Raw genomic sequence first — 21,338 nt, 5'->3', positions numbered from 1 at the left:
GTATGCATTGGATCTGCATACGCTCTCTGCAATTATTATGAAACAGCTTATTCGATAAAGGACTTCATGCCCTGTTCTCTTCTCCATTCAAGGAATTCTTCGTAGGTTCCTGCACGGTCGATACAGCCGTCGGGTGTTATCTCGATGATGCGGTTTGCAACGGTCTGTACAATCTCGTGGTCGTGGCTTGCGAAGATAACAACACCCTTGAAATCACGCAGTGCATTGTTTACTGCGGTTATGGATTCGAGGTCGAGGTGGTTGGTGGGGCGGTCAAGCAGGATAACGTTGGAGCCGAAAAGCATCATTCGGCTGAACATACATCTGACCTTTTCACCACCCGAGAGTACCTCAACGGGCTTGTATATCTCGTCGCCCGAGAACAGCATACGTCCCAGGAATCCGCGGAGAAATGTGTCTGTTACCTCGGAAGTCGAGTAGGGGCGGAGCCAGTCAACTATGCTTTCGGTGTGGCCGTTGAAATACTCGGAGTTGTCAACGGGGAAGTATGAACGTGAAGTGGATACGCCCCACTTGATAGTACCCTCATCGGGTTCGGTCTCCTCTGCGAGTATCTTGAAGAGGGCGGTTATAGCCTGTTCGCTTTCGCCTATAAATGCCACCTTATCGGTGCGGGAGAGAGTGAAGCTGACATTGTTGAGAAGCTTTACGCCGTCAACTGTCTTGGAGACATTATTTACTTTCAGTATATCCTTGCCTAGTTCGCGGTCGATATTGAAGCCGATGAACGGGTATTTTCTCGATGAAGCGGGCATTTCCTCAACAGAAAGTTTATCCAGAAGCTTACGCCTTGCAGTAGCCTGACGGGATTTGGATTTGTTTGCGGAGAAACGGTTGATGAACTCCTGCAGCTCCTTGATCTTTTCCTCGGCTTTCTTGTTCTGGTTTTTGATAAGTCTCTGCATCAGCTGTGAGGACTCGTACCAGAATTCGTAGTTGCCCACGTACATCTTGATCTTGGTGTAGTCGATATCAACGATATGTGTGCAGACATTGTTGAGGAAGTGTCTGTCATGGCTGACAACCAGTACAGTTCCGAAGTAGTCTGCAAGGAAATCTTCAAGCCAGCGGATAGCGTCGATATCCAGATGGTTTGTAGGCTCGTCCAGCATGATGATATCGGGATTGCCGAAAAGTGCCTGTGCCAGCAGTACCTTGACTTTCTCGTTACCCGAAAGTCCTGCCATCTGCTGATAGAGAAGGTCTTCGGAGAGACCCAGACCCTGTATCAGCTTTGATGCATCGGATTCAGCTTCCCAGCCGTTGAGTTCTGCAAATTCGCTTTCCAGCTGACCTGCACGGTCGCCGTCTTCCTCAGAAAAATCTTCCTTGGCATAGAGTGCGTCTTTCTCCTGCATGATATCGTAAAGACGCTTGTTGCCCATGATTACGGTATCAAGGACGGTATACTCGTCAAATGCGAAGTGGTCCTGCTTCAGCACTGAAAGGCGCTCGCCTTTGGTGATAGCTACTTCGCCCGTGGTGGGTTCAAGTTCGCCGTTGAGTATACGCAGGAAAGTGGATTTGCCCGCGCCGTTGGCACCTATGATACCATAGCAGTTGCCGTTGGTGAACTTGAGGTCTACGTCCTTGAAAAGAAGCTGTCCGCCAAAGGACAGGCTGACGTTTGAAACTGTTATCATTTTACTTACTCCTTAATATTGAATATCCTTACTTTACTCTTTATCGTTCCAGCGGTAGGTGATACTATCCGCGGAAATTGTTATCGTAGCTTCGATATCGCCGTATTTGCCGCAGCCGAACAGGTCGCATTCGTAGAGATAGCTTTGATAGCCCTTGTACTCTTTGAGAAATTCTATCTTCATACCGCTGTTCATTAGTTTAACGAACTCCTCAAAGGGGAGATTTCTGCGCAGGGCAACACAATCGTCCTCGTTTTCGGTGCGCCATTCAAATATATCCACATAGATATTGCAGTGCATATCGGGGTAGATTGTATGGAACTCAACTTCGCCTTTGCCCGTATCGCGGGAAAGCATGGTAGTCCCTTTTGCGTACCAGAAACCCTCTTCAAATCCGAAAGTCAGCGTGCTGTCACCAAAGGTAAGGCTGGTGGCACGGCAGTCATGGAGAGAAAAATTCTCCATATCGTTATCCGAATATTTAAACATTCTTTTCTCCTTATTCAGTGGGGAGTATCATCTCATGTTCCATGGGAACAAAGCCGTAACGTTCATAAAGAGGTCTGCCCATATCGGTGGCTTCAAGGGCGATGAAAGATATGCCTTTAGCTTTAGCATCACGGGTAAGCAGGTCGAGTGTTTTTGTGGCTATGCCCTGTCTGCGGTATGCGGGGTCGGTGTACATATTCATTATATAGGCTTTTCTCCCTGTGGGGACATCGCAGGTGGGCATTACCCTGTAATAGCTTATTCCCCCTGCGGCGATGATATCATCACCGTCATAAACGAGATATGCGGTATGGCTGCCGTCCGTCAGGGACTGCCTGTAATATTCCCGTGACTGCTGTTCTATCACGGACATATCCGTATCATCGGGCAGTCTGTTCGCAGCTATCAGAACTTTTATCCTTGATGAAACGAGTATATCAAGGTCGCTGATGTCGGCGCGTTTGTATTCAGGTCGCACAAGACACACCTCCGCATTATATCATACTTTAAAATTATAACATTTTACGTAAGCTTTGTAAATCGGCAAATCATACGGAAAAAACTCAAATCTGAATAAAGCTGTTGACTGTTTGGGAAAAATCGGTTATAATATATCTGAATAGACGTATGACCCGATCAAGTGCAGGGAGAAAAAATATGCTCAGAGAAGAACTTGAAGAGACAGTGGAAAGATATGATCTGGTGAAGCGGACTTTTGACAGTTTTTGGGTGTGCTTTGAGAACTATCTTACAGACGATATCACAAAAGAGGAAAGCAGAGAGTACGGTCTTACTGACAAAGATCAGGTGGAAGTAAAGCTTTACGGCTATTCCTTTGTTGTATCAAAAAAGTTCAGCCGTGAGTTCATCAAGGTCGATCTTGATGTTTACAAAAAGGACAGCAGTTCCGAATTTGCCGAATACTACTGCATATACAGCCTTGCCGGCGAGTGCGAGGACGATTACTTTGTCATAACCTGACAGGGGTCATATACAAAAGAAGAAAAACGTAAAAGAGAAGATGATAGAAAGAAAGCAGAGGTAACAGTTATGCCGTTTACACCTAATGCACCGCAGTTTTTATTTGAAAACTACACCCGCAACGACAAGGAATGGTTCAGGGCGAACAAGGAGACCTATGAAAAGGAAGTTCTTGTTCCCATGCGGGAGATGATAGAGTACCTTGCACCGCTGATGGGGCGTATCGACAGCAGGATAGTATGCTCGCCGAAAAAGGTGAGCCGTATCTACAGGGACGTAAGGCTTATCAGGGACGGTATGTTTTTCAGAAAAAGCATATGGTTCTCTCTTATGCGCCCTAAGGAGAGGTTTGTCAGCAAGCCCGAGTTCTTTTTCTGGATAAGTCCCGATGACCTTGGCTGGGGCTGCGGGTATTATAATATGCCCTCGCCCGTTGTGGAAAAGGTGCGTATGTACATACTCAACCGCGACAAAGCAGCGGTGAAAGCTATCGACGCTTATGAGAGTCAGGACAGCCTTGTGCTTGACGGTGCACCTTACAAGCGTGACAGATACCCCAATGAACCTGTGAGATACAAGAACTGGCTCAACAGGAGAAATCCCGTAGTGCTTCATTCCAGCGATGACCCCGAACTGTTTTTCGGTGACAAGCTGTGTGAAAGAGTGGCGGCGGATTTCGAGAAGATAGCCCCCGTGTACGAGCTTTTCATAAAGGCAGAGGATGCTGTGGCAGCGGAGGATTCTGAAAAGACGAGGTGAGAAGATGGTCTTATATTTCAGCGGTACGGGCAACACCCGTTATGCGGCAGAGGTGATAGGTGAACTTCTGCACAACGAAGTCAAGGACATAAGAGAATTCATAAAATCGGGCGTTAAGACGAAGTTCTATTCAAAGGCGCCTTATATCATCTGTGCGCCTATATATGCCTGGAGGTTCCCGCCGCTGGTGGAGGGCTTTCTGGAGCGTTCCGATTTCTGGGGCAGTGACAAGGTATACTTTGTTGCGACCTGTGAATCGCAGACAGGTGACGCGGCAAGGTATCTCAAAAAGATATGTGAGAAAAAGGGCATGACCTTTATGGGATTTGCGGGCGTGCCAATGCCAGAGAACTATATCATCATGTACAAGCCCCCGAAAGAGGATGAGCAGAAGCACATTTTCAGGATGGCAAACAGTGAACTTGTGAGTATAGTCAACACTATCAGCCGAGGAGAAGTGCTGATAGATGATCTGGATATGAAGCTGCTGAAACCTCTGACGAAGCTGGTAAATCCATGGTTTTTCGGGGCTTGCGTTTCAAGCAGGAAATTCCACACGACGGATAAATGCATAGGCTGCGGCAAATGTGTTGAAGCCTGTCCTTACGGCAGTATAACTCTGTCAGACGGCAGACCTGTATGGGGCGAAAAATGTATGCACTGTATGTCATGCATATGCGGATGTCCCACGGGGGCTATCGAGTACGGCCGCAGGACTGTGGGCAGGGACAGGTATTACTGCCGAAAAGAGCCCAATATCACTTGGAGGTACAAATATTAAATATGGATATGAATAATATGCAGTTTGGCTGGCAGTATTCACCCGAGCAGAAATTCGTGTTCAAGCCGAAGCTTGCAAGGGGCGAGCGTTCTACAGGCGGCGGACTTTGGTTTGTGGCGCTGATACCGCTGTTCGGAATAGTTATGGAAAACTTCGCTGTGGATAAGTATTCGGGTGCGGTGCTGTGGCTGTCGGTTATATTCCTGATGTTTTTTGGCTGTCATGCTGACCTTAAACACGCTGACGACATTGATGATGCGGCGCGGCAAAGTCTGAAAAAAGCGGTGTGGATACCTCCGCTGTACCTGTACCGCAGGGACAAACTTCGCGGCGCGGGTAAAACCAAGAGTATCGTTCTGTTGATACTCATAGTGGCGGCGATATTCTCAAACGGATTTATTCAGGGGCTTACAGTGAATGAAAATTCCCTGATTGAAAGGCTTGAAAACACACCCGTATCGGTGATGAACTTTAAGACATCCGATGATGAAAAGACCGTTGGAAAGATGCTTGAGGGCTGGTTTGACGATGGTAAATACGAATGTGAATGCACACATTCGGGGGATATTTACGAGTTGGTATACAGCGGAAAGCGTGATGGCAAGCCTGCGGAAGTCACGGTCAACGTTGAACATGACGGTTTCGTTTTCAAGGATATCACAGCTGAGGGAATAACTATCGGCGGTGAAGAATTGAAAGACGATGAGCTGAAAGATATGCAGAAAGAGATATTTCTCGGTGATGAGGCTAAGGAGGAAGAAGGATCCGAAGCCGCTGAGGAAGATGATGATTCTGTGGTAGAGTCGGAAGAGGAATAGGTGTACAAAAGTTTACCCTTATACTGATATTGATACAGTATCTTGCCCCGAAGTTTTAGTGCTTCGGGGCATTATATTTTACGGTGTGTTTGTTTTCGGATAATTTCTGTTGTTTGCTGTATAGCTGGGTTGCAGTCCATGTAACAGACAGCTGTTTTTAATTTGGGTCGTGGGGTGCTGTGCTGGTCGCTGGTTTGGTTTCGGGACATTAGTTTGCGAGGTTTCGCCCCTCAGCTGCGACTGCGTCGGCAGCGACCTCGGGTCGAGCCGTCAAAGACGATGTCGCTGTTTGACGGCGGGCGCGGCAATTATTTTACGGACATAGAAAGAGCGTGGACGTTTGTTTTGTCCACGCTCGATTATTTGGTTATTGCCGCGCCTTTTTTGTTGGCGGGAGTTTGTCTCGCTCTTAAAGTTCGTTTTGCATTTTGGTTTTATGCCTTGGTGATTGAGGGACTCCGCCCCTCAAACTCCCCGCAAGCTTTTCGCGAAAAGCTTGACCAAAAGCTCTCTTCCTTGGCATTCTATCCCAAGTACAGCTACGTTATCTTCCTGCGAATAATTATGAATTATGAATTGTGAATTGTGAATTGTATCTGTTGAGCTGTTCGATAACAGGTATAACGTGCGCCAGTGTCTCACAACAAGCATACATCAGCGCAGATGTGTCTTCATCGGGCTGTGATAGGTCGGGGACGAATACAGGTACACACCCTGCGGAATGTGCTGAACGGATACCGTTCGGAGAATCCTCAAGGGCGATACATTCAGCAGGCGGCAGACCCAGTTCCGCTGATGCTGTTAGGTATATGTCGGGGTCGGGTTTGGAGCTTTTTACCATATTCCCGCATACAACTTTGTCAAAATGGTGGTACACCCCGATGGATTCAAGATAAAGCTTTGTGCGAACATTATCCGTAGCAGTTGCCACTGCAAGCCGTAGACCTTTGTCCTTGCCGTATGCAATGAGTTCATCGAGCCCCGGCTTTTTTTCAATGCCGTTTTTTTCGATATATGCGTTCATAAGCTCAATGCGTTTAAGGCGGACTTTTGCATAATCAAAATCGGGGCTTATCTCTTTTTGCAGTTTGGGACCTGCATACTTTCCCGCAAGCGAGCGTATGCCGAGAACGTGTTCCTGCTTCATTTCCCAGCCGTAGAAAGCGGCGGCTTCGCGCCAGAATCGTGTGAGCAGTTTTTCGGTATCGACCATAAGTCCGTCCATATCGAATATCAGTCCGTTTATCATTTTAGCGACCTCACTTTTTGTGAACAAAATTAAACATTGCTATCGATTTAATACACCACTGCAAAGTGCTGTATAACGATAACCGCCAAGTATTTCAAGTTTCGATATTACACCAATTGATTTGGTGTGTCAGCGTGATAACCAGAAAATTAAAATACCCTATGATTTTATCATATTGAAGTTCAGAAGTCAAGAGTCCTTCGACGGAAGACTCTGCTTCATGGACAGGCCTACGTAAACAGGTTATATACTATTATGGCATTCACTATGCCCATGATTATGCCTGCGGCAACCTGTGTCGGGGTATGGCCTACGAACTCTTTGAGCTTGACTTCGGGAAGTTCCTGAGAAGTCAGTAGTTTCAGGGTCTTCTGCATCTCGTTTAATATGGTGGACTGTTTGCCTGTTTCAAGGCGGACACCTCTTGCATCGTGGCAGACGACAACAGCGACTATACCCGCAATAGCGAATTCCACGGAATCAAGACCTTTCACAAGACCAACGCAGGCGGCTAGAGAAGTAACTGTAGCAGAATGACCGCTTGGCATACCTCCGTCGCCGAAAAGTCGGGTGATATCAAATTTTTTATTGACAATGGCGTGTATGATAGTTTTAAGCACCTGAGCTTCAGCCCAAGAAGCGAGGGCAGTAAGCACAAATATATTTGAAAACAGTTCGGTAATGTATCTCATGTTCATCAGTCCTTGGTTAAGATCTTTTTATATTATAGCACAAATTATGAGAAAAGTAAAGCGAGAAAAGTGGAAGAGAATTCCAAGGAGAAGAGCTTTGGCATTCTATCCTCATTACAGCTACGTTATCTCCATGCCAATAATTGTGAATCATGGTTATCCCTTTAACACACCACAGATAATTTACAATGCTGTCCAAATAAACAGACCTCAAAAGCCGGAAAATATAGTATAATAGTGACAGAAACCGAAGGGAACTGTCGCTATGTCAAAAAGATTTCCGAAACCTGAGATCACACTTGATGGGATATACTCAAAGTTCGCAGATGAAGGTTTTTGCAAGGATTTTCTGCTTGATATCCGCTTTGAAAAGGGCTTTGCCTGCACGTTTTGCGGTGGCTCTGAGTACCTCAGGATAAGGTCACGCCATCTGCTGCGCTGCAAGTTCTGTAAAGCAGATATATCCGCCACAAACGGAACTTTTATGCACAGAACACATATTCCGCTCAGACTGTGGATAGTCACCGCATTCCTCATTATGAGCAACAAATGCAGCGTTTCTGCTGTTACGCTGATGAGGTCTTTGGGGGTGACCTACAAGACAGCCTGGTACATCCTTCAGTGCATCAGAAAAGCTATGAAATGCCGTGAAGAACGCTATTTGCTCGACGAAATCGTTGAACTTGATGACACGTATCTCGGTGCTCCGACTCACGGTAAAATGCGCGGCAGAGGTACTGAAAAAGTCAAGATGATTGTAGCTTTATCGAAGAACGCAGCAGGAAATCCCGAGTACGTTAAAATGAGCGATGTGCCGAATTTAAAGGGCATAACTGTGGGTAGATTTGCCAGGGATAATATCCGCGCAGGCTCGAAGATCGAGAGTGATAATGCCCGAAGTTACAAGAAACCGCTGGCACAGAAATACTTCCATGTTTTTGAGACATATGATCCGACAAGCGGTCAGCTGAATTTAATCAGTATCAGCAATCCGTGCAGAGGGTATATCGATGTCTCAGCAGATATTATAACGAACAAGCCTGACAGAAAGCATCATGGACTGGGCTTGAAAAGCGTCCGAAACACACTGTAGAAATACGGCGGAACACTGGATCTTTCCTGTAAATAAGCGGGAAAAGGCTATACTTTTACTGCGGAGGTCATACTGCCTGCAAATCAATAGTCTGTTGAAACCTGAATCTGATGCCTAGTGATCTACTGGCAAGTATTTCCCTGGGCATTTCTTTCGGACATTCTGCTTTGCAGCTACAGATCACACCATTATATCTTTATTTGCTAAAGTTTCAAGCGTAGAAACAGCGGCTCCGAGTTTGGAGAGTATCCTTTCCCGGAGCCGCTCTTTTGTTATACTGCTCGTTTTTCATCTCGCTCATATGCTCGGTATACAGGCAGTCAAAAGCTGCATTCTATAATAAATCACAGTCGTTGATTTGGGATGTGTACTTACTTTTCGTGTGGTGGAGATGTGATTAGGCAGACAGAGATCGTGTTTAGGATCAAAAATTTACCGGGGAAAAGTGGATAACGAACAGAAAAGTCTTGAAAAATAAGATAATTTGTGATATAATATCATTATATATAATAATAGAATAATAATTACAAACAAATTGACAGAAGTATAACAATAGTTACAGAATACAGGCTGAAAACTGCAGTACATTGATACAAGCCTCATACGGCAATTTACATTTCCCTTATGAAGGGTGTAATATAATATATTTTATAATCAAGAGGTGATAGAGAATGGATTTTGTAAACAGATTTGAAGATGCCCTTAGCAAAGGCTGTATTAAAACATACTTCCAGCCATTGACAAGGACTATCTCCGGAAAAGTCTGCGGCGCTGAGGCATTAGCAAGATGGGAAGATCCGCAGCGAGGACTGATACCGCCAGGTGAGTTTATCGGTCTGCTTGAGGAATATAGGCTGATCCACAAGCTTGATCTGGCAATGCTGAAAAATGTCTGTCGATTCTATCAGCAAAACGACTGCAAGGACATGACGTTTTCCATCAACCTTTCAAGAATTGATTTTGTTGAAACAGATATGTTACGGGAGATCACCAAGATACTGTCAGAGTATGATGTTCCCGTCAATACGATTCACCTTGAAATTACAGAAAGCACTATGCTGAGAAACAGGGAGAAAACACGCAGATTGTTTAAACAGTTCAATGATGCCGGATTCAGTGTGTGGCTTGATGATTTCGGAAGCGGCTACTCATCTCTGAACGTTCTGAAGGATTACCGGTTTGATGTGCTGAAAATCGATATGTCTCTGCTGCAGCAATTCGATGTGTGTTCAAGAAAAATAATCTATTCTATCATCAATATGGCTAAGGCACTTGGGATCCACACGCTGTCGGAAGGCGTAGAGACCGAAGAACAGCTTGCTTACCTAAGAAGTATCGGCTGTGAGATCGTACAGGGATATTATTATTCAAAGCCGTTGTGTGAAGCGGATTTTTTAGGTTATCTTTCACAACATCCATCAGAATCCGCAAGTGAGCGTGACTTTTGGAACGATGCCGGAAAAGTGAATTTTTTAAGCGGTGATCCGCTTATGACTTCTTCCGATGCGGCAAATTCGGATGAGATGCTCAGTACGGCTCCGCTTGCATTAATAGAGTACAATAACGGCGTGATAACTTATCCGTATGTAAATACGGCGTATATCAAAGAGATATCAAAACTTGGCTATAATTCAGCAAAACAGATCGAGCATGATGTTAATGACGAACAGTATGAATACCGTGATCGATTTATGATGCAAATAAAGATGACTATCCATCGTGGCGGCGTTCAGAAAATGAATAACATCATGAATGAAGTTGTTTACACGTTCTCTACGAAGCTGGTGGCATCAGCCGGAGATAGACATTTGATAGCAGCTACGGTTCATGTGATCGAGTCGGAGCGTAGCGATTATCTGATCCTCAAATACAGCCAGTCACTTTATGCAACCTATAACCTTGTAACAGAGATCACACCGGATAAAGACATTGCAGTACAGATATACTCCAATGCGGGTTTTGCAAAAGTATACGGTAAGATTTCCCTGCGCAAAGGGATTCTCGAATTTGCTGACCATGAAGTGCATCCGGATGATCGTGACAGGTACCTGACATTCTTTGATCTTGAAACGCTGAATGAAAGAGTCACTCATTTCATCCAGCAATCGTTCAGGGTTCGCAGCGGTGAGGATTATGCGCTGAAAATTATCCGGATTTCAAAACTGAAGAACGGGAAATATCTTTATACAATACAGTCGTGTTGATACCCAGAGGAGTACATATGAACGAATCAAACAAAAACATGGTTATCCCTTTAACACACCACAGATAATTTACAATGCTGTCCAAATAAACAGACCTCAAAACTCAGAAAATATAGTATAATAGTGACAGAAACCGAAGGGAGCTGTCGCTATGTCAAAAAGATTTCCGAAACCTGAGATCACACTTGATGGGATATACTCAAAGTTCGCAGATGAAAGCTTTTGCAAGGATTTTCTGCTTGATATCCGCTTTGAAAAGGGCTTTGCCTGCCCGTTTTGCGGTGGCTCTGAGTACCGCAGGATAAGGTCACGCCATCTGCTGCGCTGCAAGTTCTGTAAAGCAGATATATCCGCCACAAACGGAACTTTTATGCACAGAACACATATTCCGCTCAGACTGTGGATAGTCACCGCATTCCTCATTATGAGCAACAAATGCAGCGTTTCTGCTGTTACGCTGATGAGGTCTTTGGGGGTGACCTACAAGACAGCCTGGTACATCCTTCATCGCATCAGAAAAGCTATGAAATGCCGTGAAGAACGCTATTTGCTCGACGGAATCGTTGAACTTGATGACACGTATCTCGGTGCTCCGACTCACGGTAAAAAGCGCGGCAGAGGTACTGAAAAAGTCAAGATGATCGTAGCTTTATCAAAGAACGCAGCAGGAAATCCCGAGTACGTTAAAATGAGCGATGTGCCGAATTTAAAGGGTATAACTGTTGGTAGATTTGCCAGGGATAATATCCGCGCAGGCTCGAAGATCGAGAGTGATAATGCCCGAAGCTACAAGAAACCGCTGGCACAGAAATACTTCCATGTTTTTGAGACATATGATCCGAAAAGCGGTCAGCTGAATTGGATGCATAAAGTTATATCAAACTTCAAAGCAATGATCATGGGGACTAACCACGAAAACGAAAAGATCCACACAGCGTTATATGCTGCCGAATACTGTTACAAATTCAACCGTCGCAAGCTGGAAAACAGTGCGTATTTAAGGCTTTTGGCTGCTTTGGTGCAGTGATTTTACTTGTGGTGTGTTAAGGGGATAACCATATTATGAATTATAAAACGTCCTGCCAGTAGTCAACTGCTATATCTCCATACCTCTCATATTCTTCTGCATCGGATATGATATCCACGAACACTTTTTCAACATCGCTGTCGTTATCGAACATCAGCAGATACCTCAGCGCAGCGGCGGTCAGCACATATCCGCCGAAATGTGTGCGCACTATCTCAAACGCCACTTCTTTCAGCGACTTATCATTGTCGCGATGTGCTTTTTCAAGCAGAAGTCGGAGTGCGGGTATCTCCTCGCCTTTCTCACGGTTGTTCCTGAAAAGTCCGCTGTCGATATCCGTCAGGGAATACAGCGATTTGTCAGCTTTCAGCCCATCTCTCAGGCAAGTGACAATTTCTGTATACCTGTCGGTTATCCCGAACAGCTTTTCAAGCACCAGCTGACGAACTGTGGGGTATTTTTCAGCATACGCGGTAAATTCGCTCTCCCATTCTCTAGGCTTGAACTTGTGGGGGAAAAGTTCAAGCTTTTTTCGGTTTGGCGAATTTATTTTTGCGTGCTTCACGACCCATTCTTTTCTGAACTGTGCTATTTCTTTTTCGGTGAAATCTTCCGCGGTAAAAAAGATTTCGTTTGTGAATACCTGTCGGCTGAATTCCCATTCGCCGCCCACAGGCTTACAGAATTGTTCAAAAGATGGTATTATCAGCAGACACTTTACCCGCTGACCGTTCATCGCCGCCGCTGCCGCCTTGTGATGACCGTCAAGAAGCGCACTGATACCGTAGGCGGAGTTGAAAGCTATGGCGCGGGGTGCGTTTTCGTAGTCGCGGTTGTGTTCGCGGTAGTATTCAGCACGTTCTCTGTTGAAAACCGATGCCGATTGTGTGGGGTACAGAAACATCGGTTCAACGTCTTCGCAGGCGCAAAGAAAACAGCCGTCTTCCTCGGATATGTAATAAGCCGAAGTCGCAGCATCATATTCGTGCAGGGTGGGGTCGATATCCCAGAAGAATTTCCCGTCGCCGTCGGTGGGGATACATTCAGCGTCCGCCAGAAGATAATAGCCGTCTTCCAGAAGACCAAGGAGAGGGCGCATTATCTCAAAGGAATGTTCGATGTCGATATAGTCAGCATTGACTGCATCACACACCGCCCGCAGTTCGGGAGAATCGGCATTTTCAATGCCGTAACCCGCCATCAGCAGACTGCGGCAGGTGGGGCAGCATGGGACTTCAGCCTGAATCAGCGGCGTGTCGCCAAGCATAAGGATATTGTTTGTATCGTAGTGATCGTCCGATGCGCCAAATTCATTCCGCAACTTGCCAAGTCCGTTTTTAACGCTGAAAACTATGCCGCTTTTGAATGTTCCGCGGGGAGAGATCTTTCGGCGTATTCTGATTTCGGGTGTTCCTTTTGAAAATAACATATTTTGTTCCTCCTTTTGTCTGTTAGTAAAGTATTACAGTATAGCACAAGACATATATTTTGTCAAGACGCTGCCCGTGATTTTCAAAAACTTTGTATACAATTAAATGTACTGAAAATGGTGCTGTTGCAGCCCAAACAAAGAAAAAGAGCCTGGCATAGACTGACCTGAAAGGTAGTTCCAAGCTCTTCTTTTTGTGGTATAATATAATTGCAAAAACCATTAAACCAACGAAAGGCTTGTACCACAAAAATGAGAAATTGTCAAGTGCGAATGAACGGGAGCATACAGGCTGAGGGAGCATTCGGCGTTCTTAAACAGGACTATGGTTTCAGAAGATTTCTGTGCAGAGGCAAGCCAAAAAAGAGAATACAAGTCAATCCCACCACAAAATTGACAAAATTGACAAAAGTTGACACGAAGATGTCAACTCTATAACCCCGAAAAATAGGGCTTTCAGAGGTAAAAACATGAAAGTTGACAAAATTGACAGGGTAGTAAGGATACTTTAAAAAAGTAAATTTACCACATATTGGAAATTACCTACTATTTTTTCATTTTTCCCCTTACCTTGTCAACATTGTCAATTTTCTCAAAAACAAGGCTTAAACGCCGTAATTTCGGTAAATCTTTTTCTGACAAAAGCGTGTCAATTTATGTCAACTTTGTCAACTTTTGTATTAGCGTGCTAAAGTGGAAGGGGTCTATCCATGAAAAAAATACCTGATGACCGTATATACCTATTTCGTTTCGGGCGAAAAATATACTCCTCGACCGTTTTTGAACTGAAAACGGCATAAAAACCAGCAGAACATAACACCCCCGAGTCCTCTTTTTTTGAAGAGGGCTTGGGGATGTGCGCACTGAAACAGCTTATTTCACCAGTAATTATGTTTTTTTACTCTGATGTTCGGATATGGTTAGAGGGTACTGCGGTTGCAACAGCCTTTCGATTTTTTGATTATTGCTGCGCCTTATTTGGTCGGAAGTTCGCTGTGCTATTTATTGCTTTGTTGCCACGTCGCTTTTGCGCCTTGAGTTGAGGGCTCTGCCCTCAAACTCCCGCAAGCCTGCTAGCGCGAGGCATATGCCGACGCAGTCGCATAAACCGCGCGCTTTGATTCGCGGCGTAGTTTGTTTTGGGCTCGGGTTTGCTGCCGCGAAATCACTTCACTCATAAAAACTTTTACACCCCAGTCTCTTTACATTTATAAAAAAATATGCTATAATGATGTGTAGTTTGCTGTAAGATGTTTACAGCTTTCCACCATACCATGTTCAACCACCGCAAACCCGCCTGTTTACGCGGTTTGCTTTAAATACACCGAAAGGATAGATGGCAGATTGGAGAATAATAAGATCACCCTTTACGGCTTCAATAATCTTACCAAGACCCTCAGCTTTAATATCTACGACGTTTGTTACGCTAAAGGTCAGAAAGAACAAAAGGATTATATCGAGTATATCGACGAGCAGTATAACTCCGAACGTCTTACCAAAATACTCTGCGACGTTACCGAGATGATCGGTGCCCGCGTGCTTAATATTTCCAAACAGGATTATGAACCCCAGGGCGCTTCCGTGAATGTCCTCATCGCCGAAAAGGAGCTGGATAAGGATTCTATCGATCCCTCCTGCAATCTGGGCATTCTCCCCGATACTCCCGAGATGATACACGCTCATCTGGATAAGAGCCACGTGACCGTACACACCTTCCCCGAGTATCACCCCGATAACTCTATCTCCACTTTCAGGGTGGATATAGACGTATCTACCTGCGGTACTATATCTCCCCTTAATGCCCTGAATTACCTGATAGCCAGCTTCGATTCCGATATCATCACCATCGACTACCGCGTCCGCGGATTCACCCGTGATGTGCTGGGCAAAAAGTTCTTCATCGACCACGATATCACTTCCATTCAGGATTATATCGATAAATCTACCCTTACCAAGTATGATGCCATCGATGTCAATGTATATCAGTCCAATATTTTTCACACCAAGCTGCTGATAAAGGAGATCGACCTCCAGAACTACCTGTTCAAAAAGGACGTCTACGAGCTTACCCCTAAACAGCGTCTTGATATCACCGACAGTCTCCGCCGCGAGATGATAGAGATATACAGCGGAATGAACATTTATTAATTCATAATTCATAATTCACAATTCATAATTATTGACAGGGTGCTTAGGTGCTTTGCACTGTCGATTCGCTTTGCGGGAATAATTATGGATTGTGGGTTATGTTTTTATATGGAGGGCATGATGTGGTGTGAAACAAAATAATATCGTACTTGAAAAAAGTATGGATTTTGCTGTTCGCATTGTCAGGCTTTATCAGTTTCTCTGCGACAGCAAAAAAGAATTTGTCATGTCAAAACAGGTTCTGAGAAGCGGTACGAGTATCGGTGCTAACCTTAAAGAAGCCATGCGCGGACAAAGCCGTGCGGACTTCTGTGCTAAGGTGAACATCGCACTGAAAGAAGCTTCAGAGACCGAGTACTGGCTTGAACTGCTGTACAGGACAGACTATATAACAAAAGCTCAATTCGATTCGATACACGATGACTGTACCGAACTTATAAAAATACTTACCTCTATCATCAAATCAACAAGGGGGGATATTGATCCATAGCTATTGCACGGGCTAAAACATAGATTTTCCAATAATTGTAAATTATAGATCATGAATTGAATAGCCCCTGCCAATAATTATGAATTATGAATTATGAATTATGAATTGCAAAGCAAAGCGCCGCTTTACGAGGCACTGAAAAAACACATGAAAAACCGTATCGTCCGACTTGATGTGCCTGGGCACAAGGGCGGTCGTATGAATAAAGAACTTAAAGCCTTTCTGGGCGACCAGTGTATGGCTTGCGATGTCAATTCCATGAAAAATCTGGATAACCTCTGCCACCCCGTTTCGGTAATAAAGGAATCCGAACAGCTGGCGGCGGACGCTTTCGGGGCTGACCACGCTTTCTTTATGGTGGGGGGAACTACCTCCGCAGTGCAGACCATGGTATTCACTGCCTGCAAGGCGGGCGAAAAGATAATCATGCCCAGAAACGTCCACAGGAGCGCCATAAACGCCCTTGTTGTATGCGGTGCTGTGCCTGTCTACGTTGACCCCGGCACCAACAAGCGTCTGGGCATACCCCTCGGTATGTCGGTAAGTGCAGTTGAAAAGGCTATCCGCGAGAACCCCGATGCCAAGGCGGTGCTGGTGAACAATCCCACCTACTACGGCATATGCTCCGATATCCGCGCCATAGTCAAGCTTGCCCACGAACACGGTATGCTGGTGCTGGCGGACGAAGCCCACGGCACCCACCTCTATTTCGGTGAGGGTCTGCCCTGTTCTGCAATGGCGGCAGGGGCTGATATGGCGGCGGTAAGCATACACAAGACAGGCGGCAGCCTTACGCAGTCCTCACTTCTGCTGTGCAAAAACACGGTATCCGAGGGCTATGTCCGCCAGATAATCAACCTCACCCAGACCACCAGCGGTTCCTATCTGCTTATGGTCAGCCTTGATATCGCAAGAAAGAACCTCGCCATGAACGGCAAGGAGCTATTTGCAAAGGCAGTGGCTTATTCCGACTACGCCCGCGAGGAGATAAACAAGATAGGCGGCTACTACGCCTACGGCAAGGAGTTGGAAAACGGCGATGATTTCTACGCTTTCGACTCCACCAAGCTGAGTGTTCACACCCGAGATATCGGGCTTGCGGGAGTTGAGGTATATGATATACTCCGCGACGACTACGATATACAGATAGAGTTCGGCGATATCGGCAATATCCTCGCCATAGTATCCGCGGGCGACAGAGAACTTGAAATAGAGCGTTTCATATCCTCACTCAGCGAGATAAAGCGCCTTTATTCAAAAGACCCCACAGGTCTTTTCGACCACGAGTACATCGACCCGCAGGTTGAAATGAGTCCGCAGAAAGCCTTTTACAGCGACAAGCACCCCGTATGGATAAACGAGAGCGAGGGTCAGATATGCGGAGAATTCGTGATGTGCTATCCCCCCGGAATACCCATACTTGCCCCCGGCGAGCGCATAACGAAGGAGATAATCAGCTACATAAACTACTGCAAGGAAAAGGGCTGCCTGCTGACAGGTACGGAAGACCTTGAGATAAACTATATAAACGTGGTCAGCGAGTGACAAAAAATATGATCAAAGAAAAAACGAAAAAAAGAATACCGACCGGCTGTGGCTGTCTGATAGCATATTTGGGGTTTGCTGTGGTCTTTGGAAGTATCGTTGTTTTACTCGTTACACGTTCTATGGTTTATGAGCGTACATCTTTCGGCAACGAAGAGATGGAGATTATCAACCAACATCTTGGCATTACGATCAAGGGGAGTACGACACCCGTAAAGCTAAGGGTGATCCGTGGGCGAGACCCTGATTATTCCCTTTGGCTTGAAAATATCGATGACCCCCGAAAGTTTATGGGAGATTGCTTTGAAGGCACATACTCTGTTTTTATGGATATATCGTATCTGAAAGGTTTCGGTGGTACTGACAATCATTACGATTATGACGATGACTTAAAAGTGGACGACGCATATATCGTGTACAGCTGTGAGTTAAAAAACGATCACGGCTACAACAGATACGATGATTATTATATAGCGTTCTACAAGGACGGAGAAAGTTTCAAAGCAAAGGTCTATGCAGATGACAAGTAAATAAAGAGGGTAATAATACGGACAGGAGAACAAATACACTAAGGTGGGCAGCGGTTAAGAAATATGAATAAAGAAAAAGTAAAAAATAAAGTAGTCAATGGCTGTCTGATCGCCATTATTGGTTGGTCGCTTTTTTTCGCTATCATGATCGCTATCGGTACTCGTCCGAAGACCTATACATCTTTCGGCGATGAAGAGATAGAGATCATACGCAAACATATGGGCATTACGATAGAAGGCAGTACTACGCCCGTAAAGCTAAAAGAAACTCACGGCGGCGGAGATTATGACTATCAGCTTTGGCTTGAAGATATCGATGATGCCGAAAAATTTATGGAGAACTGTTTTGACGGTACTTACTCTGTTGTTGAGGACTTACATAGTCTGGAAACATTCGGTGGTACCAAGGGTTCTAACGCTTATTACGATTACGAGGACAGAATTGTATCCGGCGCATATATCGCATACAACTGTGAGTTACCCGAGGGCTATAATTGGTTTGATGATTATCATATAGTGTTCTACAAGGACGAAGACAGTTTCAAAGCAAAGCTATATGCATGCAAGACGTAAAAAGAGAGTAATAATATGGACAACAGACAGAATTTCAAAGACCCCAACGAAGTAAAGCCGCCTTTGAGAAGCAGTCATATGCAGGGCTTTCAGGGCAACGGGGCATTCTATCAGGAACTTGCACCCACTAAGCAAAAGCGTGATCTGCGTATAAACGCAAGTATATCGGGCAAGACCTTCGGCAGACTGGTGCTGGGCTTTGTGGCGGCTTCTGCCATCGGGCTGATAGCGGCTGTAATAGTGATACTCAGATTTATATTCGGGTGAAGCCATGGCTGGATTTATCATACGTGAAGTACGCCCCGAAGATGCCGATAATATCGCAGAGATAAGCCGCGAAGACCTGGGATATCCCTGTGATGCGGAGATGGTAAGAGCGAATATATCGGGGCTTGACAGTTCCCGTGAAGCTGTTTTCGTTGCCGAGACGGACAGCAGTGCCGTGGGATATATCCATGTGGAAGAGTACAAAACTTTGTACTTTGAGAAGATGGTCAACTATCTCGGGGTGGCTGTAAGCAATAAGTACAGACGCATGGGAATTGGTGCGGCACTGATAAAAGCGGCGGAAAATTGGGCTGTGGAGCGCGGTATACATCTTGTCCGCCTGAATTCGGGCAGTACCCGCACAGGAGCTCACGAGTTCTACAAACGTCAGGGCTATGACGGCGACAAGATGCAGGTACACTTCACCAAGAAATTGTGAGTACATAAAACAGGACTGGAATGATTTTAATGACAGAGGACGTCAGCGAAAAGAACGTCATACGCAAAAAGAATAATGGCTGTATCATCGCGTTGGTGATGCTGCTGCTGTTTTTCGGGTTTATGCTTTACGCTATGATAGACTTCCGAAACATGATCCATAAGGACTGGAAACGTTTCGATGATGAACGCATAGCAAAAGTCGAGAAATATCTTGATATGACCATTCCCGACGAAGTTACTCCGGTGAGATTCAAGTGGTATTCTGCTCCGGGGGATGGTACTTGTTTCAACAAGCTGATAGTTGAAGGTATAAGCGACCCGAATGATTTTATTGACAAAGCTTTTTCGGGGGCTGATATAAAAGAAATCACGCCCGATAATGAAATGTTTTCAGGAATATGTAACACGCTGTACGAAGTATCTGAAGATCTGGATCTCAGTATAGAATTCTCCGATGTATACGAACGTGTATCCACCAAAAAAGACGAAAGAATAGATAAATATTACATAGGCTTCAGCAAAACAGACAGCGGATACTGCGCTGTGATAACTTGTCTGAATGATTATTAAAGACAGAAAATGAGAAACATCTCACCAAGAGATCATGAGTACATAAAACAGGACAGAAACGAGCTGACAGTATGGAAAAAGAAAAAAAGTCCAAAGTAAAACAGCTGATAACAAACTTGATAAGAATAGCACTTCTGCTGCTGATATTTTTCGGGGCTTTAATATACCCGTGCTATCATTTCATGAAACAAACCCACAAAGAATGGGACACTTTCGATGATAAACGCATAGCCGAAGTTGAGAAGCGCCTTGACATGACTATTCCGTCGTGTGCCGAACCTTTAAAGTTTAATTGGTCTACCGGTGCAGGAGATGTCCAAGCAAGGCTGATAGTCGGCGGTATAAGCGACCCCGAAGATTTTATCGAAAAGGCATTTCCTGAAATCGAGGTAAAAGAGCTTTCTGCTGATGAGAACCTGGACAACGTTCTGGACGCACTAAATGAAAGTACGCCCGAAAATGAAAAGAGCGGAGAACTGCTAAAAGTCCCGACCGATAATAAAAGCTTCGGCAGTATCAAAAACGAGCTGGAAGAATCAGCTTCAAAGTTGGGATACAGCATTGATTTTACCGAGGTATATGACCGTTTTTACCCTGACAGGATCCAGGGTCTGTATCATTATTACATCGGCTTTGGCAAGGCTGATGACGGATATTATGCCAAGATATTATATTGTACTTTATAATGAATAACAGTTGAAAAGTTAAATAGAAGAGAGGGAACACCATGGATCTTTGGTTTACTGAAAAGCATACGGACGATGTTAATTTTACTATAAAGGTAAAGAAGCAGCTCTACTCGGGTAAGAGCTATTATCAGGAGATAGACGTTTTCGATACCTACGAATTCGGGCGGGTGCTGGTGCTTGACGGCTTCATCATGCTGACCGAAAAGGACGAATATATCTACCATGAGATGGTAACAGCCGTGCCTATGGCTGTCAATCCCGATATAAAAAATGTGCTGGTCATCGGTGCGGGTGACGGCGGAACTGTCCGCGAACTGACCCGCTATGAATCAATCGAAAATATCGATATGGTGGAGATAGATGAACAGGTGGTGGAAGTCTGCAAGGAGTATCTCCCACAGACAGCCTGCAAGTTCGATGACCCGAGAGTACACCTGTTTTTTGAGGACGGTCTTAAATACGTCCGCAGAAAAAACAGTGAATACGACCTTATCATTGTGGATTCCACCGACCCATTCGGTCCCGGAGAGGGACTTTTCACCAAGGAATTCTACGGCAACTGCTTCAAGGCACTGACGGACAGCGGCATACTGATAAATCAGCATGAAAGCACCTATTACGACAGCTACGTGGATATGGTTACAAGGACGCACAAGCGCATCGGCGCAAGCTTCCCCGTATCAATGGTGTATCAGGCGCATATACCCACCTATCCCTCGGGACACTGGCTTTTCGGCTTTGCTTCGAAGAACCTGCACCCCGTATACGACCTTAAAGCCGACCGCTGGAAAGAGTTCGGCTTAAAGACAAGGTACTACAACACCGACCTCCACAAGGGCTGTTTCGCACTGCCCAATGATGTGCTGGAGATACTGGAGAATTCGTAACCACTGGAGGTT

The 21,338-nt window shown here is 45.2% G+C and carries 26 protein-coding genes; 20 read left to right on the top strand and 6 right to left on the bottom strand.

What is annotated here, in order from left to right:
- Positions 1 to 47: 47 nt before the first annotated feature.
- Genes N773_RS0108635 through N773_RS20025 form a run of 3 tightly spaced genes read right to left on the bottom strand, consistent with a single transcriptional unit; the run spans position 48 to position 2,631 of the window.
- Positions 48 to 1,664, bottom strand: a complete 1,617-nt coding sequence (locus tag N773_RS0108635; RefSeq protein ID WP_024857420.1) for an ABC-F family ATP-binding cassette domain-containing protein — start codon at positions 1,662 to 1,664, stop codon at positions 48 to 50.
- A 33-nt stretch (positions 1,665 to 1,697) separates the two neighbouring features.
- On the bottom strand, positions 1,698 to 2,153 hold the full coding sequence (locus N773_RS0108630) for a hypothetical protein (protein ID WP_024857419.1): 456 nt from the start codon (positions 2,151 to 2,153) through the stop codon (positions 1,698 to 1,700).
- A 10-nt stretch (positions 2,154 to 2,163) separates the two neighbouring features.
- Positions 2,164 to 2,631, bottom strand: a complete 468-nt coding sequence (locus tag N773_RS20025) for a GNAT family N-acetyltransferase (protein WP_043537853.1) — start codon at positions 2,629 to 2,631, stop codon at positions 2,164 to 2,166.
- A 179-nt stretch (positions 2,632 to 2,810) separates the two neighbouring features.
- Between N773_RS20025 and N773_RS0108620 the strand changes: the two genes are divergently transcribed.
- The 5 genes from N773_RS0108620 to N773_RS22585 all read left to right on the top strand — a co-directional run bounded on the left by N773_RS0108620 (position 2,811) and on the right by N773_RS22585 (position 6,074).
- The gene (locus N773_RS0108620) at positions 2,811 to 3,134 is read left to right on the top strand and encodes a hypothetical protein (RefSeq protein ID WP_024857418.1); all 324 of its coding nucleotides are present in this window, start codon (positions 2,811 to 2,813) and stop codon (positions 3,132 to 3,134) included.
- Between the two features lie 69 nt (positions 3,135 to 3,203).
- Complete coding sequence (locus tag N773_RS0108615) at positions 3,204 to 3,893, top strand: DUF2461 family protein (RefSeq protein ID WP_024857417.1); 690 nt, start codon at positions 3,204 to 3,206, stop codon at positions 3,891 to 3,893.
- Between the two features lie 4 nt (positions 3,894 to 3,897).
- Positions 3,898 to 4,674, top strand: a complete 777-nt coding sequence (locus N773_RS0108610; RefSeq protein ID WP_024857416.1) for an EFR1 family ferrodoxin — start codon at positions 3,898 to 3,900, stop codon at positions 4,672 to 4,674.
- Positions 4,675 to 4,676: 2 nt separating this feature from the next.
- Positions 4,677 to 5,492: a hypothetical protein gene (locus N773_RS0108605; protein WP_024857415.1), complete on the top strand. Its 816-nt coding sequence runs from the start codon at positions 4,677 to 4,679 to the stop codon at positions 5,490 to 5,492.
- Between the two features lie 279 nt (positions 5,493 to 5,771).
- On the top strand, positions 5,772 to 6,074 hold the full coding sequence (locus N773_RS22585; protein WP_024857414.1) for a hypothetical protein: 303 nt from the start codon (positions 5,772 to 5,774) through the stop codon (positions 6,072 to 6,074).
- On the opposite strand, the gene N773_RS0108595 is transcribed toward N773_RS22585, so the two are convergent.
- Together N773_RS0108595 and N773_RS0108590 are read right to left on the bottom strand one after the other, a co-directional pair.
- Positions 6,055 to 6,741, bottom strand: a complete 687-nt coding sequence (locus N773_RS0108595) for an HAD family hydrolase (protein WP_024857413.1) — start codon at positions 6,739 to 6,741, stop codon at positions 6,055 to 6,057. The two genes, N773_RS22585 and N773_RS0108595, sit on opposite strands and share 20 nt — an antisense overlap.
- 230 nt (positions 6,742 to 6,971) lie before the next feature.
- Positions 6,972 to 7,439 carry a divergent PAP2 family protein gene (locus N773_RS0108590; RefSeq protein ID WP_242840370.1) on the bottom strand — a complete coding sequence of 156 codons (468 nt, stop codon included), beginning with the start codon at positions 7,437 to 7,439 and terminating at the stop codon, positions 6,972 to 6,974.
- A 40-nt stretch (positions 7,440 to 7,479) separates the two neighbouring features.
- On the opposite strand from N773_RS0108590, the gene N773_RS22580 reads away from it, so the two are divergent.
- The 4 genes from N773_RS22580 to N773_RS0108575 all read left to right on the top strand — a co-directional run bounded on the left by N773_RS22580 (position 7,480) and on the right by N773_RS0108575 (position 11,757).
- Positions 7,480 to 7,668, top strand: coding sequence for a hypothetical protein (locus N773_RS22580; protein ID WP_196231618.1), 189 nt, complete (start codon positions 7,480 to 7,482; stop codon positions 7,666 to 7,668).
- A 30-nt stretch (positions 7,669 to 7,698) separates the two neighbouring features.
- Positions 7,699 to 8,526, top strand: a complete 828-nt coding sequence (locus N773_RS0108585; RefSeq protein ID WP_024857411.1) for an IS1595 family transposase — start codon at positions 7,699 to 7,701, stop codon at positions 8,524 to 8,526.
- A gap of 671 nt (positions 8,527 to 9,197) precedes the next feature.
- Positions 9,198 to 10,730 (top strand): EAL domain-containing protein, encoded by a 1,533-nt coding sequence (locus N773_RS21215; protein ID WP_024857410.1) that lies wholly within the window; start codon positions 9,198 to 9,200, stop codon positions 10,728 to 10,730.
- Between the two features lie 151 nt (positions 10,731 to 10,881).
- Complete coding sequence (locus N773_RS0108575; protein WP_024857409.1) at positions 10,882 to 11,757, top strand: IS1595 family transposase; 876 nt, start codon at positions 10,882 to 10,884, stop codon at positions 11,755 to 11,757.
- 40 nt (positions 11,758 to 11,797) lie between these two features.
- Here the strand turns inward: N773_RS0108575 and N773_RS0108570 are convergent, their stop codons facing one another.
- Positions 11,798 to 13,186, bottom strand: a complete 1,389-nt coding sequence (locus N773_RS0108570) for a hypothetical protein (protein ID WP_024857408.1) — start codon at positions 13,184 to 13,186, stop codon at positions 11,798 to 11,800.
- A gap of 210 nt (positions 13,187 to 13,396) precedes the next feature.
- Between N773_RS0108570 and N773_RS23500 the strand changes: the two genes are divergently transcribed.
- From N773_RS23500 to speE, 11 genes are all read left to right on the top strand, one after another.
- Positions 13,397 to 13,624 carry a transposase gene (locus tag N773_RS23500; protein WP_278245334.1) on the top strand — a complete coding sequence of 76 codons (228 nt, stop codon included), beginning with the start codon at positions 13,397 to 13,399 and terminating at the stop codon, positions 13,622 to 13,624.
- Positions 13,625 to 14,530: 906 nt separating this feature from the next.
- Positions 14,531 to 15,334 carry an adenosylmethionine decarboxylase gene (gene speD / locus N773_RS0108565; protein ID WP_013497909.1) on the top strand — a complete coding sequence of 268 codons (804 nt, stop codon included), beginning with the start codon at positions 14,531 to 14,533 and terminating at the stop codon, positions 15,332 to 15,334.
- 127 nt (positions 15,335 to 15,461) lie between these two features.
- Positions 15,462 to 15,824 (top strand): four helix bundle protein, encoded by a 363-nt coding sequence (locus N773_RS0108560; RefSeq protein ID WP_024857407.1) that lies wholly within the window; start codon positions 15,462 to 15,464, stop codon positions 15,822 to 15,824.
- A 93-nt stretch (positions 15,825 to 15,917) separates the two neighbouring features.
- Positions 15,918 to 17,369 (top strand): aminotransferase class I/II-fold pyridoxal phosphate-dependent enzyme, encoded by a 1,452-nt coding sequence (locus N773_RS0108555; RefSeq protein ID WP_024857406.1) that lies wholly within the window; start codon positions 15,918 to 15,920, stop codon positions 17,367 to 17,369.
- Between the two features lie 8 nt (positions 17,370 to 17,377).
- Positions 17,378 to 17,899: a hypothetical protein gene (locus N773_RS0108550; RefSeq protein ID WP_196231617.1), complete on the top strand. Its 522-nt coding sequence runs from the start codon at positions 17,378 to 17,380 to the stop codon at positions 17,897 to 17,899.
- 63 nt (positions 17,900 to 17,962) lie between these two features.
- On the top strand, positions 17,963 to 18,472 hold the full coding sequence (locus N773_RS0108545; protein WP_024857404.1) for a hypothetical protein: 510 nt from the start codon (positions 17,963 to 17,965) through the stop codon (positions 18,470 to 18,472).
- A 15-nt stretch (positions 18,473 to 18,487) separates the two neighbouring features.
- A complete protein-coding gene (locus N773_RS0108540; RefSeq protein WP_024857403.1) occupies positions 18,488 to 18,739 on the top strand; it encodes a hypothetical protein in 252 nt (83 codons plus the stop codon).
- A gap of 4 nt (positions 18,740 to 18,743) precedes the next feature.
- A complete protein-coding gene (locus N773_RS0108535) occupies positions 18,744 to 19,178 on the top strand; it encodes a GNAT family N-acetyltransferase (RefSeq protein WP_051454274.1) in 435 nt (144 codons plus the stop codon).
- A 20-nt stretch (positions 19,179 to 19,198) separates the two neighbouring features.
- On the top strand, positions 19,199 to 19,750 hold the full coding sequence (locus N773_RS0108530; RefSeq protein WP_196231616.1) for a hypothetical protein: 552 nt from the start codon (positions 19,199 to 19,201) through the stop codon (positions 19,748 to 19,750).
- 71 nt (positions 19,751 to 19,821) lie between these two features.
- Complete coding sequence (locus N773_RS0108525; protein ID WP_024857400.1) at positions 19,822 to 20,436, top strand: hypothetical protein; 615 nt, start codon at positions 19,822 to 19,824, stop codon at positions 20,434 to 20,436.
- Between the two features lie 41 nt (positions 20,437 to 20,477).
- On the top strand, positions 20,478 to 21,326 hold the full coding sequence (gene speE / locus N773_RS0108520) for a polyamine aminopropyltransferase (protein ID WP_024857399.1): 849 nt from the start codon (positions 20,478 to 20,480) through the stop codon (positions 21,324 to 21,326).
- Positions 21,327 to 21,338 lie beyond the last annotated feature (12 nt).

It is taken from the genome of Ruminococcus albus AD2013, assembly GCF_000526775.1.
GTDB lineage: Bacteria > Bacillota > Clostridia > Oscillospirales > Ruminococcaceae > Hominimerdicola > Hominimerdicola alba_A.
Note: the sequence above shows the minus strand (reverse complement) of the source record. Positions and strands in the feature narration are given on the sequence as shown.

Coding starts and splice junctions, on each gene's coding strand:
- N773_RS0108545 (WP_024857404.1), top strand. CDS start 17,963: ATGAATAAAGAAAAAGTAAAAAATAAAGTAGTCAATGGCTGTCTGATC.
- N773_RS0108635 (WP_024857420.1), bottom strand. CDS start 1,664: ATGATAACAGTTTCAAACGTCAGCCTGTCCTTTGGCGGACAGCTTCTT.
- N773_RS22580 (WP_196231618.1), top strand. CDS start 7,480: ATGAGAAAAGTAAAGCGAGAAAAGTGGAAGAGAATTCCAAGGAGAAGA.
- N773_RS0108535 (WP_051454274.1), top strand. CDS start 18,744: ATGGCTGGATTTATCATACGTGAAGTACGCCCCGAAGATGCCGATAAT.
- N773_RS0108615 (WP_024857417.1), top strand. CDS start 3,204: ATGCCGTTTACACCTAATGCACCGCAGTTTTTATTTGAAAACTACACC.
- N773_RS0108585 (WP_024857411.1), top strand. CDS start 7,699: ATGTCAAAAAGATTTCCGAAACCTGAGATCACACTTGATGGGATATAC.
- N773_RS0108605 (WP_024857415.1), top strand. CDS start 4,677: ATGGATATGAATAATATGCAGTTTGGCTGGCAGTATTCACCCGAGCAG.
- N773_RS0108610 (WP_024857416.1), top strand. CDS start 3,898: ATGGTCTTATATTTCAGCGGTACGGGCAACACCCGTTATGCGGCAGAG.
- N773_RS0108590 (WP_242840370.1), bottom strand. CDS start 7,439: ATGAACATGAGATACATTACCGAACTGTTTTCAAATATATTTGTGCTT.
- N773_RS0108630 (WP_024857419.1), bottom strand. CDS start 2,153: ATGTTTAAATATTCGGATAACGATATGGAGAATTTTTCTCTCCATGAC.
- N773_RS0108540 (WP_024857403.1), top strand. CDS start 18,488: ATGGACAACAGACAGAATTTCAAAGACCCCAACGAAGTAAAGCCGCCT.
- N773_RS0108530 (WP_196231616.1), top strand. CDS start 19,199: ATGATTTTAATGACAGAGGACGTCAGCGAAAAGAACGTCATACGCAAA.
- N773_RS0108555 (WP_024857406.1), top strand. CDS start 15,918: ATGAATTATGAATTGCAAAGCAAAGCGCCGCTTTACGAGGCACTGAAA.
- N773_RS0108525 (WP_024857400.1), top strand. CDS start 19,822: ATGGAAAAAGAAAAAAAGTCCAAAGTAAAACAGCTGATAACAAACTTG.
- N773_RS0108620 (WP_024857418.1), top strand. CDS start 2,811: ATGCTCAGAGAAGAACTTGAAGAGACAGTGGAAAGATATGATCTGGTG.
- N773_RS0108575 (WP_024857409.1), top strand. CDS start 10,882: ATGTCAAAAAGATTTCCGAAACCTGAGATCACACTTGATGGGATATAC.
- N773_RS21215 (WP_024857410.1), top strand. CDS start 9,198: ATGGATTTTGTAAACAGATTTGAAGATGCCCTTAGCAAAGGCTGTATT.
- speE (WP_024857399.1), top strand. CDS start 20,478: ATGGATCTTTGGTTTACTGAAAAGCATACGGACGATGTTAATTTTACT.
- N773_RS22585 (WP_024857414.1), top strand. CDS start 5,772: ATGTCGCTGTTTGACGGCGGGCGCGGCAATTATTTTACGGACATAGAA.
- N773_RS0108570 (WP_024857408.1), bottom strand. CDS start 13,186: ATGTTATTTTCAAAAGGAACACCCGAAATCAGAATACGCCGAAAGATC.
- N773_RS0108550 (WP_196231617.1), top strand. CDS start 17,378: ATGATCAAAGAAAAAACGAAAAAAAGAATACCGACCGGCTGTGGCTGT.
- N773_RS0108595 (WP_024857413.1), bottom strand. CDS start 6,741: ATGATAAACGGACTGATATTCGATATGGACGGACTTATGGTCGATACC.